The sequence below is a fragment of the Parabacteroides sp. HGS0025 genome (genome assembly GCF_000969845.1).
Classification (GTDB): Bacteria; Bacteroidota; Bacteroidia; order Bacteroidales; family Tannerellaceae; genus Parabacteroides; species Parabacteroides gordonii.
This window is the reverse complement of sequence record NZ_KQ033902.1, coordinates 3973505-3990126: the sequence shown is the minus strand read 5'-3', so window position 1 is coordinate 3990126 and position 16622 is coordinate 3973505. Positions and strand designations below refer to the sequence as shown.

General features: G+C 46.6%; 11 protein-coding genes. 4 read left to right on the top strand and 7 right to left on the bottom strand.

Annotated features, from left to right (window positions below; translation table 11 throughout):
• Nucleotides 1-73 precede the first annotated feature (73 nt).
• The 5 genes from HMPREF1212_RS15560 to HMPREF1212_RS15540 form a co-directional block, all read right to left on the bottom strand.
• Nucleotides 74-1681 carry a RagB/SusD family nutrient uptake outer membrane protein gene (locus HMPREF1212_RS15560; protein ID WP_046149955.1) on the bottom strand — a complete coding sequence of 536 codons (1608 nt, stop codon included), beginning with the start codon at nt 1679-1681 and terminating at the stop codon, nt 74-76.
• 21 nt (nt 1682-1702) lie between these two features.
• Nucleotides 1703-4738, bottom strand: coding sequence for a SusC/RagA family TonB-linked outer membrane protein (locus tag HMPREF1212_RS15555; RefSeq protein WP_046150432.1), 3036 nt, complete (start codon nt 4736-4738; stop codon nt 1703-1705).
• 168 nt (nt 4739-4906) lie between these two features.
• Entirely contained in the window at nt 4907-6055 is a 1149-nt protein-coding gene (locus HMPREF1212_RS15550) for a glycoside hydrolase family 88/105 protein (RefSeq protein WP_082099897.1), read from the bottom strand.
• Nucleotides 6056-6154: 99 nt separating this feature from the next.
• Entirely contained in the window at nt 6155-10243 is a 4089-nt protein-coding gene (locus HMPREF1212_RS15545; protein ID WP_232430113.1) for a hybrid sensor histidine kinase/response regulator transcription factor, read from the bottom strand.
• A complete protein-coding gene (locus HMPREF1212_RS15540; protein ID WP_046149954.1) occupies nt 10240-10830 on the bottom strand; it encodes an HU family DNA-binding protein in 591 nt (196 codons plus the stop codon). The genes HMPREF1212_RS15545 and HMPREF1212_RS15540 overlap by 4 nt, the downstream gene beginning before the upstream one ends.
• Nucleotides 10831-11349: 519 nt before the next feature.
• Between HMPREF1212_RS15540 and HMPREF1212_RS15535 the strand changes: the two genes are divergently transcribed.
• Entirely contained in the window at nt 11350-13410 is a 2061-nt protein-coding gene (locus tag HMPREF1212_RS15535; RefSeq protein WP_232430150.1) for a glycoside hydrolase family 2 protein, read from the top strand.
• Nucleotides 13411-13482: 72 nt separating this feature from the next.
• Here the strand turns inward: HMPREF1212_RS15535 and HMPREF1212_RS15530 are convergent, their stop codons facing one another.
• Nucleotides 13483-14070, bottom strand: coding sequence for a nitroreductase family protein (locus HMPREF1212_RS15530; protein WP_046150429.1), 588 nt, complete (start codon nt 14068-14070; stop codon nt 13483-13485).
• A gap of 88 nt (nt 14071-14158) precedes the next feature.
• On the opposite strand from HMPREF1212_RS15530, the gene HMPREF1212_RS15525 reads away from it, so the two are divergent.
• Nucleotides 14159-14437, top strand: a complete 279-nt coding sequence (locus HMPREF1212_RS15525; RefSeq protein WP_046149952.1) for a hypothetical protein — start codon at nt 14159-14161, stop codon at nt 14435-14437.
• Nucleotides 14434-14796, top strand: coding sequence for a type II toxin-antitoxin system RelE/ParE family toxin (locus HMPREF1212_RS27190; protein WP_198293271.1), 363 nt, complete (start codon nt 14434-14436; stop codon nt 14794-14796). The genes HMPREF1212_RS15525 and HMPREF1212_RS27190 overlap by 4 nt, the downstream gene beginning before the upstream one ends.
• Here HMPREF1212_RS27190 and HMPREF1212_RS15515 read toward each other — a convergent pair.
• Nucleotides 14793-15632: a formamidopyrimidine-DNA glycosylase gene (locus HMPREF1212_RS15515; protein ID WP_046149951.1), complete on the bottom strand. Its 840-nt coding sequence runs from the start codon at nt 15630-15632 to the stop codon at nt 14793-14795. The genes HMPREF1212_RS27190 and HMPREF1212_RS15515 overlap by 4 nt on opposite strands.
• A 205-nt stretch (nt 15633-15837) precedes the next feature.
• Between HMPREF1212_RS15515 and HMPREF1212_RS26360 the strand changes: the two genes are divergently transcribed.
• On the top strand, nt 15838-16608 hold the full coding sequence (locus HMPREF1212_RS26360; RefSeq protein ID WP_052349823.1) for a hypothetical protein: 771 nt from the start codon (nt 15838-15840) through the stop codon (nt 16606-16608).
• Nucleotides 16609-16622: the final 14 nt, after the last annotated feature.

The window sequence follows — 16622 nt, the reverse complement described above, 5'->3', positions numbered from 1 at the left end:
TTCTTGGTATGTGAAAGGAGAGAAAGAAGGGGCAAATACGTTGCCTGTAGATGCCCCTTACCATGTAGTATAATTAATAACCCGGATTCTGCGGGAAGTCAGCACCTGTGTTAGAGTCGATGATAGATTGCGGGATAGGCCACAAAATATGATCGTTGTCTATTTTGCTGCTGCGAGAGTTGTACTTTTTGGTACGTTCTACTAACTTGCCTGTACGAACCAATGTAAAGCGACGCAATTCTTCGCCAACCAATTCACGGATACGTTCATCCAGCAGGAAGTCTATCGTTGCCTGTGATGCTGTAATTTCCGGTGCACCGGCACGTTTACGTACAACGTTGATTGCTTCGGCTGCGCCTTGTGCATTACCTTGTTGTAAACGAGCTTCTGCCAACAACAGATAAGTTTCTGCCAGACGGAACTTCATACGGTCTTTGTTATTACCTGTGTAAGCAGGATCGTCGTCCGTTTTACCATAGTTGAACTTGGTGATAGTTGGGAAAACAGAGCATTTGGCCCATGTGTCTTCTGTTACCTCACATTTTTTACCAAACAGTTCCGGTGTTGCAGGATTGTTGTAATACCAGTCTCTCTTGATACTATATTTAGAGTTACGCATATCCGTAGGAGCGTAGAAGTCTTCACTTTCGATCCACCATTTGAACGGAACGATTTGAGCCAGACCACGGCCACCCAGAGAGTCGCACAATACAAAACCTGTTTCATTCCAGTATTTGGGAACCCATGCACGTTTAGTCCAGTCTTCGCTGTCGCCACCGCCACCAGGAGTGTTATATTCTAGCTGCATTGCCCAAATAGTTTCCATATTACCTGCTGTACGGTTCTGATTGTATTCAAGGAACATGTCAGAGAATACGTCGCCTGCTCCCGATTTATTTACACCGAAACGTTCTGTCATCAGGTGGAAATAACCACAATCAATTACTTGCTTGGCTGCAGCTTCAGCCTTATCATATTGTCCGGCCATTAAGTATACTTCGGATAACAGTTGGATTGCTGCCCACTTGGTCAACTTACCCACCTCGTTTACATTATCCGGGTTTTCCGGTAGATTATCAGCAGCAAATGTCAGGTCTTCGATCATGTGATTCAGCACTTCCGCTTTCGGTGTACGAGTGAAGTCTATGCGGAAGTCGCTTTCGATTTTATCTACATAAGGAACATCTCCATAGAGATAAACCAGGTAGCGGTAAGCATAGGCACGGAAGAAACGTGCTTCGGCTTGGAAACCGATTTTATCTGTCGGTGCATCCCAGTTTTCGTTCTTATCGGCATAGGTCAATAGTTCATTGACAGATGCGATCAGTCCGTAAGACCATTTCCAATAGTTTTCGACGAATGTCAGAGAAGGAGTGATAGCCAGTGTTTCGAAAGGAACCAGTGAGCCGTCGCCATGACCCGTATATACAATGTCTGTTGCTACCTGGAATGATTCGTAAGGACAAGCCTGTCCTAATGTTGTCGGTGATGTTCCCCAGGTATTGAATTCAGAACGTGCCCAGGCATACAATCCGTTTACACCAACCTGGAAGCCGTATGTGCTGGTATAGGTATTATCAGGAGCCAATTCCTTTTTCAGATCTTCATCCAGGAAATCGGAGCAGCCTGTCGTTGTGATCAGTAAAAATGCTGCGGCTGCAGCGGCTAATATATTTTTCATATTCTGTATTTGTTTATGAGATTAGAAAATAAGATTTAAGCCCAGCATAAAGGAACGTGCTGTCGGGTAACAGGAAACAATATTGGCATTGTAGTCTGTTCCGTCGAAGTTTAACGCATTCTTTACATTGCTGAATGTATACAGGTTGTTAACGCTCAGGTTAACGTTCAGAGCAGAGATTCCAACCGGGGTGAGGATTGCCTTCGGAATATTATAGCCTAATGTGATATTCTTGATACGTACATAATTCATCTTTTTGTAGAATGAATGTTTGTCGTAAGGAACATAACCCGGAGAGGTCATAGCGTTTGTCGGATTTTCCGGAGTCCAGTAATCCATGCCGCTGATGTAGTTGTATTTGGAGCTCCAACGGTCGAAGTTGTAATCGATCATTTCCTTCCATGCACCGAATACTCCGTTCAACAGGAATGAGAATGTGAAATCCTTATATGTAAATGTATTGCCTAATGACATGGTGAAGCTCGGTAATTTGGAACCGATGATTTTTTTATCTTTGGCTGTGATTGTACCGTCACCGTCAACATCTTCCAGTTTGGCATGTCCGGGTTTTGCGCCCTTCTGTATTTCTTTTCCGTCTGCGTTCAGGAAATTATCATCTTCCTGCCAGGTTCCTACTACATTATAGTCATAGTAAACCTTTACCGGTTCGCCGATAAACCATTTGTTTGTGATATCGTCTTTACCGTCTCCGCGAAGTTCGATGATCTTATCACGGTTCAGGGAGAAGTTATAGCTGGTGCTCCAACGGAAGTCTTTGTTTTCCATGTTTACAGAATTCAAGGCCAGTTCGATACCTGTGTTGCGTGTTTCACCTACGTTGTCCATGATAGAGTTGTAACCGTTCATGATAGGAACCGTACGGCTCATCAACAGGTCAGAAGTATTTGAGACATAGAAATCGACGCTACCTGACAGGCGGCTGTTGAAGAAGCTGAAGTCGACACCGGCATTGACTGTGCGGGTAGTTTCCCATTTCAGGTTAGGGTTACCGATCGAGTTGTATGACAAGATCACGCCGTTCACGGTTGTTCCTTTATCTCCCCAGATGTAGTTTGTCAGTTTCAAGCGGTCAAGTGTCTGGTAAGCCTTGATAGCCTGGTTACCGTTAGAACCCCATGACAAACGGATCTTTAACATATCCATCCAGCTGTTTGTGCTTTCCATGAACTCTTCGGAAGAGATATTCCATGCAGCGGCAAGAGACGGGAAGAATGCATATTTATTGTTTGTACCGAATGCAGAGTAACCGTCCGAACGACCTGTTGCAGTAAACAAATATCTGTTTGCATAATTGTAGTTCAAACGTAACATATAAGATAACATAGCTGTTTCAGTCAGTTCGGAAGTAACGGTTTTGTTTTCTTCCGCACCTGCCATGTTGTGATATTCAGAATCGTCATTTACGAAGCTGGTACCCTTTTGTTCGGATATTTCCTGCGATGTCTGCTGCATACTGAACAAACCGGTTGCATCGAATTTGTGCTTGCCCAACTGAAGTTCATACTTTAATACATTTTCCCATGTATAATCCCAGTCGTGTTGGTTCTTGATAGCGGCAGAACCGTTCTTCGCTTTACCTGTCACGGTGTTACGTCCGTAGTAAGAACCTTCGAATTTGCTGCGGTAGTTATAACCGAAGTTAGTACGGAAGCTCAATCCTTTTATCGGAAGCTTTGCATCTGCATAAGTAGAAATAAAGATGTTACGATCTGTTTTATCGCTTGTTGCTTCCAAGTCAGCCAGCGGGTTGGCATGCAAAGTCTGATCCATCGGATAGAAGTTCAATGAACCGTCGCTGTTGTACGGCTGACCGTAAGGAGATTGACAAAGAGCATCGGAGATACCGGCCTGTATGCCACCGTATTCTTTCTGAACGGCTTGTGTTGCCATACCGATCGTCAACCAGTTACCTAATTGCTGTGTAATATTCAAGGCGATATTTGTACGTTTCATACCGGTGTCTTTCACTACACCTTCCTGATTCAAACGAGAGATAGAAGCCATGTAAGTAGTCTTTTCCGTACCGCCGGATACACTGAGCTGGTGGCTGTTGGTCAAAGCAGTTCTGAAGATCTGATCCTGCCAGTCTGTTTCAATACCGTTTCTCCAGTTTTCAATTTCACTTACGTTCAGAATGTCTTCCGGATTTTTGATCACACCGTTATAGTTCATATAAGCCCATTGATCCTGTAGGAACTTTACGTATTCCGGGCCCTTCATTACATCGACACGGCGTTCCGGCTGAGAGAAACCTACCTGTCCTTTATAGCTGACTGTTGCTGTTCCCTTTTTCCCTTTTTTAGTCTGGATCAGGATAACACCGTTTGCACCACGTGAACCGTAGATAGCAGCAGAAGAAGCATCCTTTAATACAGACAGGTTTTCGATATTATCCGGATCGATGTCACCCAGTGAACCACTGTAAGGAATACCGTCCAGAACGATCAGCGGAGAGTTGTCGGCCGTCAGTGAGTTTTCACCACGAACGCGTAATACCTGGTCTTCCGAAGGGTTGGCTTTTTCCATTGTGATGTTCAAGCCCGGAACCTGGCCGGCCAGTTTATCCATCAGGTTGTTGGTCGAAACCATCTGAAGTTTTTCATTACCGACGGCAACGATACCGCCTGTCATGTCCGACTTTTTCTGTGAACCGTAACCGATAACGATTACTTCGTCCAGCTTTTCAGAGTCTTCGGATAAAACAATTTTAATCGGTGCGTTTCCGCTTACCTGCATTTCCTGTGATTGGTAACCAATGTAAGATACAACTAATGTAGAACCTTTGGGAGCCTCGAATGAGAAATTACCGTCTACATCTGTAATGGTTCCGATGGTAGTACCTTTTACAAGAATGTTTGCTCCGATGATCGGGTAATTGTCGGATCCGGAAATAACTGTTCCGGAGATTTTGATGTCTTGCGCATATACCTGTACAGATATAAACGCCATAAAGAAGAATAATAAAGAAAGAATCCTGTTCTTTCGTTCTGCTGCCTTTTTACAGGGAGGCAGGTTCCCGTCCAGTAGTCTGCTCATGCTTTTCATAATTTATTTGCGCATTAAACAATTTAAGTAATTAACCAGATGGCTATTTTGATTTTTTGTGTCAAAAGAATGAAATACGCGTTATGTGTGCGGACAAAATCGTCTCAAAAGGATGTATTATCGTCCCAATACGCTAAAAAACATGTAATTTCTATAAAATTATTCCGATAGCTTGTAGATTTCCACTGCTGCCATTAGGAGTGCCCCGGTGCCGTAAAGTTCCGTCATATCCCGGGTTACTTTTTTAGGATCGGCTCCGACCGGTTGTACCCAACCCAGCTTTCCGTCCGGTTCGACGGCGGAGACAAGCGCCTTCCATCCTTTTTCGATTACGGGGAGATATTTGTCTGCCGGGAGATAACCCTGGTTGACACCGTAGGCCAGTCCGTAGACGATAAATCCGGTGGCACTGGTTTCAGGAGAGGGATAGCTGTCGGGATCTAAAAGGCTGGCATGCCAGAAGCCGTCTTTGTTTTGAAGTCCGGCCAGGCGTTCGCTCAGTTCGCAGAACAGTTGTTGGTAGAAAGGGCGGTATTCGGTGTCGTTCTCCGGCAGTGTTTTCAGTATTTCTGCCAGTCCGCCGATCACCCAGCCGTTGCCTCGTCCCCAGAACACTTTCTTACCGTTCGCTTCCTTCTGGTTGAAATAGCGGCTGTCACGGAAGAAGAGGTGTTCTTCTTTATCATATAAGTGGTTATAGGTGGCTTTGAATTCGGCATCGGAGAAAATCATATACTTTTTATTTCCGGTGAGCGTGTACAGGCGGGTGTACACTCCCGGAGCCATAAAGAGCGCATCGCACCACGACCATCGTTCGTAGGAGAGCGGTTTGCTGTAATCTATATCCAGGCCGCCTTTGGAAGGGTTGTTGATAACCCAGTCGATACGTGCCAGGGTGGGAAGCAACATTTTCTCTTCCTTATATTTATTGTACATATCGATATAGGTCTGCGAGACACACACGTCGTCGGCATGGTACATACGGTCGGCTGCCTGCCAGTACTGGCGGTTGAACACTTTCTTCAGCCAGTTGAAGTATCCTTCCTCTCCGCTGAGTTCGGCCCAGTCGTACATCCCCAGGTAAAGCGCTCCGGCTATCCAGCCTTTGGGTTCCTTGACTGCATATGGGTTGTTGGGAAATTCCTTGACCTGCCAGTCTGCGACCTTACGGGCTACGGAAAGTACTTCTGCCCGGTCGAGGCCGGATGGTTTTTCGGCCGGTACAGGTGCGGCCCATGAAGAGATTGTTACGAAACCAAGCATCATTGCTGCGGCAATGTGTTTAAGCGGCATTAATTTAAAATCCATAAATCTGTTCTTTTATATTAGATTAATAAGCATAATCAAATGAATAAAAGAACAGACTCATGGAAAAACACGATCATCCCAAATGCGAGTACAAACGTCTCATTTCTCCTGATACTCTGTGGGCGACATGCCGTAAACCGCTTTAAAGCTGCGCGCGAAGTAAGACCTGCTGCTGAAACCGATGTGTTGGGCGATCTCGGAGACGTTCATATTCGACTCTTTCAGCAATTTAGCTCCTGCTTCCAGACGGATATTCTTGATCAGTTCGATGGGGGAGAGCCCGGTAACCGCTTTCACTTTCCGGTAGAAGTTCGCACGGCTCATGCCCAACGCCTGGTAGATGACCGAGACATCCAGCTCCTGGTTCGAGATATTTGCCTTCACGATATCTATATATTGCGTCAGGAAGTCGTTGTCTTCTTCCGGCTCCTCTACACCCAGGTTACGGAGGGTCAGTGATTCGCCGTAAATGATTTTCATCTTCTCCCGCAGCGAGAGCAGGTTTCTGATGCGTGCTTTCAGCAGAGATACCTGGAACGGTTTCACGATGTAATCGTCCGCTCCGGCTTCCAGCCCCTCTTCAATCTGCGACACCATCGACTTGGCTGTTAGCAAGATAACCGGTATATGGCAGAAATCCTGGCTTTCCTTGATCCGTTTGCATAGCTCGAGCCCGTTCATTTCCGGCATCATCACGTCGCTGATCACGATATTCGGGAAGGTTCCTTCCAGCTGTTCCAGCGCATCTTTGCCGTTGATGGCTTTCATGACGATGTAGTCGGGTTGTAGTTGCTGTTCCAGGTATTGCAGCACTTCCTGGTTATCGTCTACAAGCAGGACGGTTTGTTTGTTGCGGGCTTCCGTTTCTTCCACCAGGAGGGCAACCTTTTTGCTGATCTCGGACGAATGCGGGTTCACGGTTTCCTCTTCCTTCTTTATATCCTGCTTTTCTGTGTCCGGGAGAAGGATCAGGAAGTCGGTGCCTTTTTCTTCGGAGCTATCCGTCCAGATGCATCCCTGGTGTTGCAGGACGATAGAGCGGGTCAGGCTGAGGCCGATCCCCGTACCTGCCACCTGTTTGTGTATATCTTCCTCGGCCCGGTAGAAGGGTTCGAATATCTTTTCGGCTTCCTCTTTGTTCAGCCCTTTGCCCGTGTCGACGATCTCTATCAACAGATACGACGACTCGATCAGGGTCGAGGCTTGCTGTTCGGGGAACATCGGCAACATTTCGCACTGACTCTGGGAGATCCGTTTGATACGGATCGTGACACTGCCATTCGCCGGAGTGAATTTGAAGGCATTGGATAGCAGATTGAAAAAGACTTTCTCTATCTCCGCCTCATCATAGCACGTGAAGTAAAGCTCGGGCAATTCATTTTCCAAAGTGAACCGGATATCCCGGTTATGAGCCACGCTTTCGAACGAGTGGTACATTTCACGGATGAATGAGGAGAAGTTGAACCGCGTCTTTTGCAGGATCGATTTCCCGGCCTCATACCGCTGGATATCCATCAGGTTGTTGACCAGCAGTAACATCCGTCCGGTATTCTTTTTGATCATCTGCAAGGCCTCTTTCACTTCCGGTGAGAAGGTGACACGCTGGAGGAGATCATTCAGCGGGTTGATGATTAATGTAAGCGGTGTCCGCAGCTCATGGGAGAAGTTCGTGAACATGCGCATCCGTTCTTCATGCAATTCATTCATCTTATCCTGTTCCAGCTGTTTGTATTTCTCTTCCCGTTCCCGTTCATGCTTGCGGTGCTGTTGCTGCACGATGCGCATGATGATCAACGAAATGATAACCAGGTAGGTGAGGTATGCCCACCAGGTCTGGTAGAACGGAGGGTCGACGGTGATATGCAAGGTCGCTTCCTGCGGGTTCCAGACTCCGTCGTTATTGGAGGCCTTTACCCGGAAAATATATTTGCCGGGGCGGAGGTTACTGTAGTAGGCTTCCCGGCGGTTTCCGATCTGGTGCCAGCTCTGGTCGGCTCCTTCTAGCATGTATGCGTAGGAGTTCTCCTCGGAATGCACGTAATTAATGGCGGTATACCGTATCGTTATGCTGCCCTGGTCGGCGTCCAACGTGATTTTATCTTCGTATTCCGAAGGGTATAATATTGTATTCTGTTCATTCTTGTCGGACGAGTTCCCCGGGTTGTTTACTACTAAAGAAGTAATATAAATAGGTGGGGAATTTGGGTTCGTAGTCATCTTCTGCGGGTTTATCGACAAGATGCCCCGGTTGCCGGGAAAATAGAGCGTACCGTCCGACGAGATACAGTCGCCGGCATAAAGCGTGAACTCCTGGGTGGGTGAATCGACCGGTTTGACTTGATTAAACTTGTCGTAGAAGCGGTTTAACTTATATAACTCGTTTCCGGTGACAACCCATATATCCCCTTTCCGGTCGATTGAGATGGAAGTGATATAACTGGCGGATAAGCCGTCTTCTTTCTGGTAATTCTTCACCAGCTCGAGGTTCTTGTCCAACCGGAACAAGCCGCCTTTTGTGGTAGCGATCCAAAGCTCGTCCTCGTAATCCTTGAGGATATAGGCGATTGTTCCCAGCCGTTGGTTCTTATCTTTACTGCGAAGCCGTACGCTGATGTTCTGCATCGCCTGCTTATTCATGTCGTACAGATAGAGACTGTCGTTGTAACCGCCGAGCAGGAAGACGTTCGGTTCTATCTCGTTGATGGCGTTGATACCTTTCAACTGCTGCTGCTCGCCGTTGATGTCGAACATGTTTATATAATTCTTCCCATCTACCAGAACCGTTTGATACGGAGTAAAAGTCGGTATCCACAGGCGTTGCCTGCTATCCAGGTATAAGGTCATGATGTCATTATGCTTGAAATCATACAACAGCCTGAACTGCTTGCTTTTGATAGAGAACAGGTAGACGGAGCCGAAATGAGTGGAACAAAAGATGGAGTCCCCTTTAATCAGGATCGATTTGATAATATTGATCTCATAGTTCCCTTCATGCAACGGCTTGATCGGGTATAGTTGCTGTTTACCGTTTAGCGGGTCGTAGAACAGGAGGCCGCCTCCTTCGGTGGCAAACCACATCTTCCCGTTCTCATCTTCACCGCCTTTACCGATAATTCCGGTGAAGGCTTCCGGAGTGATGAAAGACACCGGCTTATAGAAAGGGCTGTGGTAATTGACTCCGGCGGAATAAGTGCCGACCCATAAGGTCTGATCCCGGTCGATCAGCATGCTGTGGATCGAATAATGGCTCAGGCTTCCCTCTTCGTCCATATTCATCTCGATGGGAGAGATATGCATGTCGGTTGTGTTGAGGATGTTCAGGCCTCTGAATGTCCCGATCAGGATGGAGTCTTTATTGAGGGGGAGCATTGTGCGTACCGAGTTGTTGTTTAACCCGGAGTTGCTGGTGTTGAGGCGTTTGAATGACTGCTTTTCTTTATTATACACACAAACGCCGTTTTCATCGGTACCGATGAAAGTATTATTGGCAGACGCCAATAATACAGTAATTGTACTAGTCGGAAGTGTTTCCCGGTTGCTGCTACTGTCAGCCGGGAAATGATGTTTCAGTTTCCAGTCGGACGAGAATATATAAAGCCCGCTTTCTTCCGTTCCGATGTAGATGTCTTCCTGCTCATCCTGCACGATTGCGTAGATGGGCGATTCCACCTCGGTGAGATAAGGCATGTATTCCACTGTCTTATCCGGAGAACATTTCAGCATGCTTCGTGTCGTGAATGCGTATAAGTGGCCGTCCGAATGCTTGAAGAAGCGGTGTACCGCATTCGTACTTATGTCGGGGTTGATGATCTGCGGATAGAACCGGGTGATCTTTTTGGTCTTGTAATCGATGCAGTTCATGCCGTTGGACGTCCCCACCCAGATATTCTTTTGGCTATCCTCGTTGATGGAACGGATGTAATTGTCGCTGATCGACGCCTGGTTGTTCACCTCGTTCTGATAGATCTTAAACTCGTAACCGTCATACCGGTTAGCCCCGTTTCGCGTCCCGAACCAAATATATCCCTCCGAGTCCTGGAAGATATTGAGAACGGAAACTTGCGAAAGACCGTCTTCCACTCCGAGATGCGAGAAAAAGAAAGGCCTTTCATTCCTGCCGGATACAGAAACGAAGAATAAGGATAGTGTAAGGAATAAAACCAGCCTGCCAATGAATCTCATACTCATTCCCCCTTCTCTTGCAGGCCGTATTGCGCATTGGAACGGTAGCCCAAACGAATGATTTTCCCTTCGGTTAGTAAAGTCCGGAGATCTTTCAACGCGATGTATTTCGAGCAACCGTTGATGGAGCGGCACGTAAAGCTGGAGATCGTCTTATTCTGTTTCAGGTAATTCAATATATTGGCTTTCCGCTTCTCTTCCGTGTATCCTTTCAGGCGGCTGGGCTCGTTTGCCCGTTCCAGCTTCATCTGTCGCAACTCATTTTTCAACTCCTTGGAGCAGCGAAAGACTACTTTGCTGAATTTCACCAGATGAGGGGTGATTTGCTTCTCACTGGATAAGGGCGGGCACTTCAATGAGGCGTTGAACGTTCCCAGTCCTTCCAGTTCGACGATAGCCCCGTATTTGAGATGGGAGGCGATGCGGTTCTTCAACGCTTCCAGCATTCCCTTCACATCCGAAGAGGAGAAAGCGCTGATTTCGGAGATCTCGTCGCAAAGCTCGTCGATGCGTATGGTATATTGGTTTACCTGGCGGGCATGGAGGTTGTCTCCCTTCCCCGGATTCTTAAATAGGTTATAAGTGGCTGACATAGGCTGTATTGTTTAAGTGGGATATCCCGGTTATATTCTTCATCATCCCGAGCTGATCTTCAACAGTAGCCGAACTAATCTTCAACGATAGACGAGGTAATCTTGCCTACCTCGGCACAAAATGTTTGTCCGACCCCTGTGGGACAGCTGTCTGACGGAGGTCGAACAGCTGTCTGACAAGGGTCGAACAGCTGTTCGACACCCGTCGGACAATCTTACTCTCGGCACCAAAGATACTTACTCTCGGCACATATTGTATCTCTGTCGGGCACCTTTTTTATTTTTTCTTTCCTTCCGCCGGTTGCATCCCGGATAGGTGCCGACTGGCATTTAACGGCTTGTTTCGCCTCTTATAGTTGTTTTTTACCGGTGAATAGAGACAATCCTGATCGGTATTGAGATGATTTTATTAATAGGGTAAGTAAGACTGGCGTATATTTGCAGCATAATAATTAACATATCATGAATAAACGAGTATTGAGTTTAACCTTATTATTTGCCTGCCTGAGTCTGGTTACCATGCGGGCGGAAGGCCGGAGCGTAGAGTCCTTCAACTCCGGTTGGTCATTTAAAAAGGCCCCGGCGGAAAAAGAACTGGCCGTTAATGCCCGTAAGTGGGACAGCGGTTGGTCGGAAGTTGAAATCCCTCATACCTGGAATGCAAAAGATATGCAGGTGCAGGCTGACAACTTTTACGAAGGGGCAGCCTATTATAAGAAACAATATTTCTTCCCGACCGAACTGAAGGGTAAGCGTGTCTTCCTGCGTTTCGAAGGAGTCGGCTCCTGCGCAGAAGTGTTTGTGAACGGGATGTTGGCGACCTCTCATAAAGGTGGCTACTCCGCCTTTGCCTGCGAGATCAGCCCGTTGCTGAAAGCGGGGGAGGAGAACGAAATCATCGTGAAGGCGGATAATAAATCGCGTCCGGATGTTATCCCTATCAATCATAACTTGTTTGGTGTATATGGTGGTATCTATCGTCCGGTATGGCTGATCGTTACCGAGCCTTATAATATATCTGTAACCGATTGTGCCTCTCCGGGTGTTTATGTGACCCAGAAGAATGTATCTAAGAAACAGGCCGATGTCAACGTGAAGGTGAAGCTGGATAACGGAACGTTGCAGCCTGCCCCTGTCACTTTGCAGAATACTATTTATAATCAGGAAGGGAAGCAGATCGCGACGCAAAGCCGGTCTTTCGAACTGAGCGCGCAGGGTGAGCAGGCTTATGAGTCTTCCTTCACGATCAAAAATCCTACCTTGTGGCAGGGACGCGAGAATCCTTATCTGTATAAGGTGGTCAGCCGCCTGATTAAAGACGGGAGAGTGATCGACGAAATGGTGCAGCCGCTGGGATTGCGCAAGTACGAGATCGTTGCCGGGAAAGGTTTCTATCTGAACGGGGAGAAATACCCGATGTATGGCGTTACCCGCCATCAGGATTGGTGGGGGCTGGGCAGTGCCTTGAAGAATGAGAACCATGATTTCGATTTGGCGACCATTATGGATGTCGGTGCAACTACCGTCCGTTTTGCCCATTACCAGCAGTCCGACTATCTGTACTCTCGTTGCGATAGCCTGGGATTGATCATCTGGGCGGAAATACCCTTTGTCAACCGTGTCAGCGGAGAGGAAGCGGAGAATTGCCGTAACCAGTTGCGCGAAATGATCCGCCAGAGCTTTAATCATCCTTCCATCTATGTATGGGGATTGCATAACGAAGTATATCAGCCGCACCAGTATACCAGAGAGCTGACACAGTCTTTGCACGACCTGGCCAAGACGGAAGATCCGGATCGTTATACCGTTTCGGTCAACGGCTACGGGCATATGGAGCATCCGGTGAATCTGGTTGCCGATATCCAGGGAATGAACCGTTACTTCGGCTGGTACGAAAAGAAGATACAGGACATTAAACCCTGGGTGGAGAATCTGGAGAAAGAATATCCTCACCAGAAACTTATGCTTACCGAATACGGTGCAGATGCTAACCTGAACCATCAGACGGAGTATCTGGGTGAAGCGCTGAACTGGACGAAGGAGTTCTATCCCGAGGCATTCCAGACCAAGACGCACGAATACCAGTGGAGCGTGATTGCGGCACATCCGTATATTATCGCCTCTTACCTTTGGAATACGTTCGATTTCTGTGCTCCGTTGTGGGTACGTGGAGGTGTTCCGGCCCGTAACATGAAAGGGCTGGTTACTTTCGACCGTAAGGTGAAGAAGGATTCTTATTTCTGGTATAAAGCCAACTGGAGCAAAGATCCGGTTCTTTTCCTGACGCAACGCCGTAACTGGGATCGTGAGAAGAAAGAGACATCCGTAACTGTCTATTCAAATATCGGAACGCCGAAGGTGTATCTGAACGGTAAGGAGCTGTCCGGCATCCGCGAAGGATATACTCCCGTACATTATATAATAGATCATGTTACCCTGGAGAACGGAAAGAATATAGTAAAGACTGTCGTGGTGAAAGACGGTAAGACTTACGAAGACGAGATAGAGTGGATGTATAGCGGTGAGAAGAAACGCGACTCAGACCAGTCGGTCAACAAGGAGGAACATGCGGGATTCTGATTTCTCCCGGAACTAAAGGATGAATAAAAAGCAGGTGTTGTAAGACTCGTTCTTGCAACACCTGTTCTGTTTTTACCAGCCGTTATAATGTATCTGTTTCTTGTTGTACTTATCTTTCGGCTTCTCGATGCCCGTAGGATAGCCGAGCGGGATCACCGTGAGCGGAAGGATATGCTCTGGTAGTTGTAAAGCATCCTGGATTATCTTCATTCGTTCGGGGTATGGATAAGCTGCCGTCCATACGGCACCCAGTCCCATCGATTCGGCGGCCAGCAATATGTTTTGGGCTGCGGCGGAGCAGTCCAGTTGCCAGGCGTTCTCCGACTTAACGGTATCTCCGCAAACGATAATAGCTTGCTTGGTTTCTTTCAGCATGCGTGCCAGTGGCAATCCATCTCCCATTTTATCCAGCAAATCCCGATCCGTGATAATAACGAATTCCCAGGGACGGCGGTCTCTGGAGGAGGGTGCAGCCATGCCGGCGCGAACCAGCGTTTCCAGTTTCTCTTTCTCTACCGGACGTTCCGTGTATTTACGTACACTTTTCCGGTTGAAGATTGTTTCCAATGTCTGGTTAGAGCCATCGCTTTCTTTGGTTTCCGTACCGTTGCAGGCAACCAGGGCTGATAATAATACAATAAAAGAATATTTCCATTTCATACTGCAAACATACAAATTGATCCGGACAAATATGATATCGAGTAATATTATTTCTATCTTTGTGAGGTCACGTTAATACTTAAGCATTATGTCAATCAATTCAATAAACAGACGCCGGGAAGACCTTATTAAACAGATCAGCCAAATAGAGGATGAGGAACTGCTGATTACACTCGAAGATCAGTTGTTCTCTTATCAGCAGGGGCAACGGATGCAGTTCTCATCTCCTGAAAGTTTAAAGATCCATTCGGTAGAGCATTTTCGTAGTCTGATCGATCAGGTTCTGGAGGATGATAGGAACGGGAGGATGATTGATGGAGATGAGTTTTTTGCAGAAATGGATAAAGAATTTGAGTTGGATCGATGAAAAGACTGAAATTAATAGTTTCTCCTCTGGCTAAAGGACAAACCCAAGAGTTGAAAACTTATTATAAAACAATGTATGGTTTGTCTGTAGCTCAAAAGGTTTATCTTTCGATTAAAGATAACCTTAAGACTATAACCTGTTATCCTGGTATAGGGTATATAGAGCCGACTGTTACGGATTATCCCCAGTGCTTTCGAACGTTTGTTCAGCATCCGAATCTTAAGATCGTTTACTGGATTGAAGATGGTGCAGTTAAAATCGCTATGTTCTTTGATACTCGTCAGGAACCCGAAAAATTACGTTATACCATCGAACACAGCTCCGACTGGGTATGTGAAGACATGGAGCCTTACGGCTAAATCTGTTTCTGACATTCAAAACAGTAATATATACTACCTCCCATATAGTTTTCCTTCCGGATCGCTTCTCCGCAGACCGGGCAAGGTTTGCCGCCTGTGTCTTTCGATAGGACAGGGATGTAGCGCCCTTTATTCCCGAACAGGTCTGTCTCGGTGTTACGGCCACCGGCCCGGTATATATCCTGCAAGGTACTCTTTACGCAATCAAACAACGTCTCTTTTTGTTTCTCTGTCAAGGCGTTGATACGTGTCTTGGGATGAATGCGGGCATGGAACAGGATGTCTTGCAAGACTCCGTTCCCTAATCCCGGGATTGTTTGCTCGGTGGCGAGGAACGCTTTGGCCGTTTTCTTCTGCTTCTCCTCACTGTTGATAAGGCTGAAAAAATAAGCCTTATCGAATGCTTCGGACAGAACCTGCGGTTTCGTACGGGCTCCTTCCCTGTAGGAACTGAAGTTGCATTCGAAGTTGTTCTCCGGAAAACACATGACTGCTCCGTACATGCGCACCGATCCCATGATGCAGCTTTCATCTTCAAAGGCGATAAGCAGCTGATGCTTCTCCGGTATCTTTTCCCCCGGAGCGTAATAGCGGATATTCATCCCGTCTCCGAAAAGAAGCCTTACGTCTTCTATATCGATCTCTATCAATCCCCCGTAGGCATGTGCTTCTCCGATAGTCTTATTCAGGAGCTTATCCGGATAGCCGGCCGGATCACCATAATACCAGGTAAACTTGTGCGGAGTATATCCCGCACTGACGAAAGTGATCTTTTTCCCTTTGATCGTCTGATTCATTTGTTCCGAGATATACAGGGCTTCCGGTGCTTCTATCATAATATAATGTATTTAGTTACTGGATAAAACGACTTGTTTGAAGCACAAATGTGGGAATAAAAAATGAAACGGGAAAAAGTATTATACCGAATAGGCCGGCATTTCGTAAATAGTTTTATATCTTTGGCTACGTTCAGTTAATGATATTCAATAACGGTAACAACAAGTGTTATTATTGGAACTCTACTTTAAACGATAGTCTTATATGGAAGAAAACAACAAACTCTATTCGCAGAATGCGATAGCTGTAGCGACCTTTTTCGGTGGCCCTTTTGCCGCCGGTATTCTGATACGGAAGAACTGTATAACCCTGGGGCATGAGCGGCAGGGATTTAACGCACTGGTAATCGGTATTATTACTACATTTCTCCTTTTCGGATGTATTTTCGTGATACCGGAGTCCGATTTGGATAAAGTTCCGAATGCCTTGTTCCCGACTATCTATACCGCTATCATTTATTATATCGTAGAAAAGTTGCAGGGAAAGGAACTGAAGGCTCATAAAGCGGGGAACGGAGCTTTCTATTCAAACTGGCGCGCTACCGGGATAGGGGCTGTTTGCTGTTTGATCTCTGTTGCCGTACTGATAGGTGGCCTTTGGCTCGGTGAAAAAGACTGGGATATGGATCAATATAATGCGAAGATGGAACAGTTCGACCGGAACGATGCTTTAGGTCTCCATGTCTATGATATACTGGATGATAAGCCGAAGAAGCAAGTAATAGAGTATATTGAAACGGTCAGCATACCTAAGTTACAGGAAAATATGGATTTATTGAAAACAGTGGTTGCGATAGAAGATATCCCTTCCGAATATGTAAAGTACTCCAACTTATTGCTGGACTATTGCCGGGTTCGTCTTGATATGTATAAGGTGACAGCAAAGATCGTAGAAGAGGAAACGGATGCGTACGACCAGGAGATAGAGCGGTTGGGGCAGCAGCTGGATGAAATCATAAAACAGATAAATGAATAAAAAAGGTTGGCAGA

Bases quoted from the DNA above. Each gene is read 5' to 3' on its own strand.
- HMPREF1212_RS15560 (WP_046149955.1), bottom strand. From the start codon at position 1,681: ATGAAAAATATATTAGCCGCTGCAGCCGCAGCATTTTTACTGATCACA.
- HMPREF1212_RS15555 (WP_046150432.1), bottom strand. From the start codon at position 4,738: ATGAGCAGACTACTGGACGGGAACCTGCCTCCCTGTAAAAAGGCAGCA.
- HMPREF1212_RS15550 (WP_082099897.1), bottom strand. From the start codon at position 6,055: ATGGATTTTAAATTAATGCCGCTTAAACACATTGCCGCAGCAATGATG.
- HMPREF1212_RS15545 (WP_232430113.1), bottom strand. From the start codon at position 10,243: ATGAGTATGAGATTCATTGGCAGGCTGGTTTTATTCCTTACACTATCC.
- HMPREF1212_RS15540 (WP_046149954.1), bottom strand. From the start codon at position 10,830: ATGTCAGCCACTTATAACCTATTTAAGAATCCGGGGAAGGGAGACAAC.
- HMPREF1212_RS15535 (WP_232430150.1), top strand. From the start codon at position 11,350: ATGCGGGCGGAAGGCCGGAGCGTAGAGTCCTTCAACTCCGGTTGGTCA.
- HMPREF1212_RS15530 (WP_046150429.1), bottom strand. From the start codon at position 14,070: ATGAAATGGAAATATTCTTTTATTGTATTATTATCAGCCCTGGTTGCC.
- HMPREF1212_RS15525 (WP_046149952.1), top strand. From the start codon at position 14,159: ATGTCAATCAATTCAATAAACAGACGCCGGGAAGACCTTATTAAACAG.
- HMPREF1212_RS27190 (WP_198293271.1), top strand. From the start codon at position 14,434: ATGAAAAGACTGAAATTAATAGTTTCTCCTCTGGCTAAAGGACAAACC.
- HMPREF1212_RS15515 (WP_046149951.1), bottom strand. From the start codon at position 15,632: ATGATAGAAGCACCGGAAGCCCTGTATATCTCGGAACAAATGAATCAG.
- HMPREF1212_RS26360 (WP_052349823.1), top strand. From the start codon at position 15,838: ATGGAAGAAAACAACAAACTCTATTCGCAGAATGCGATAGCTGTAGCG.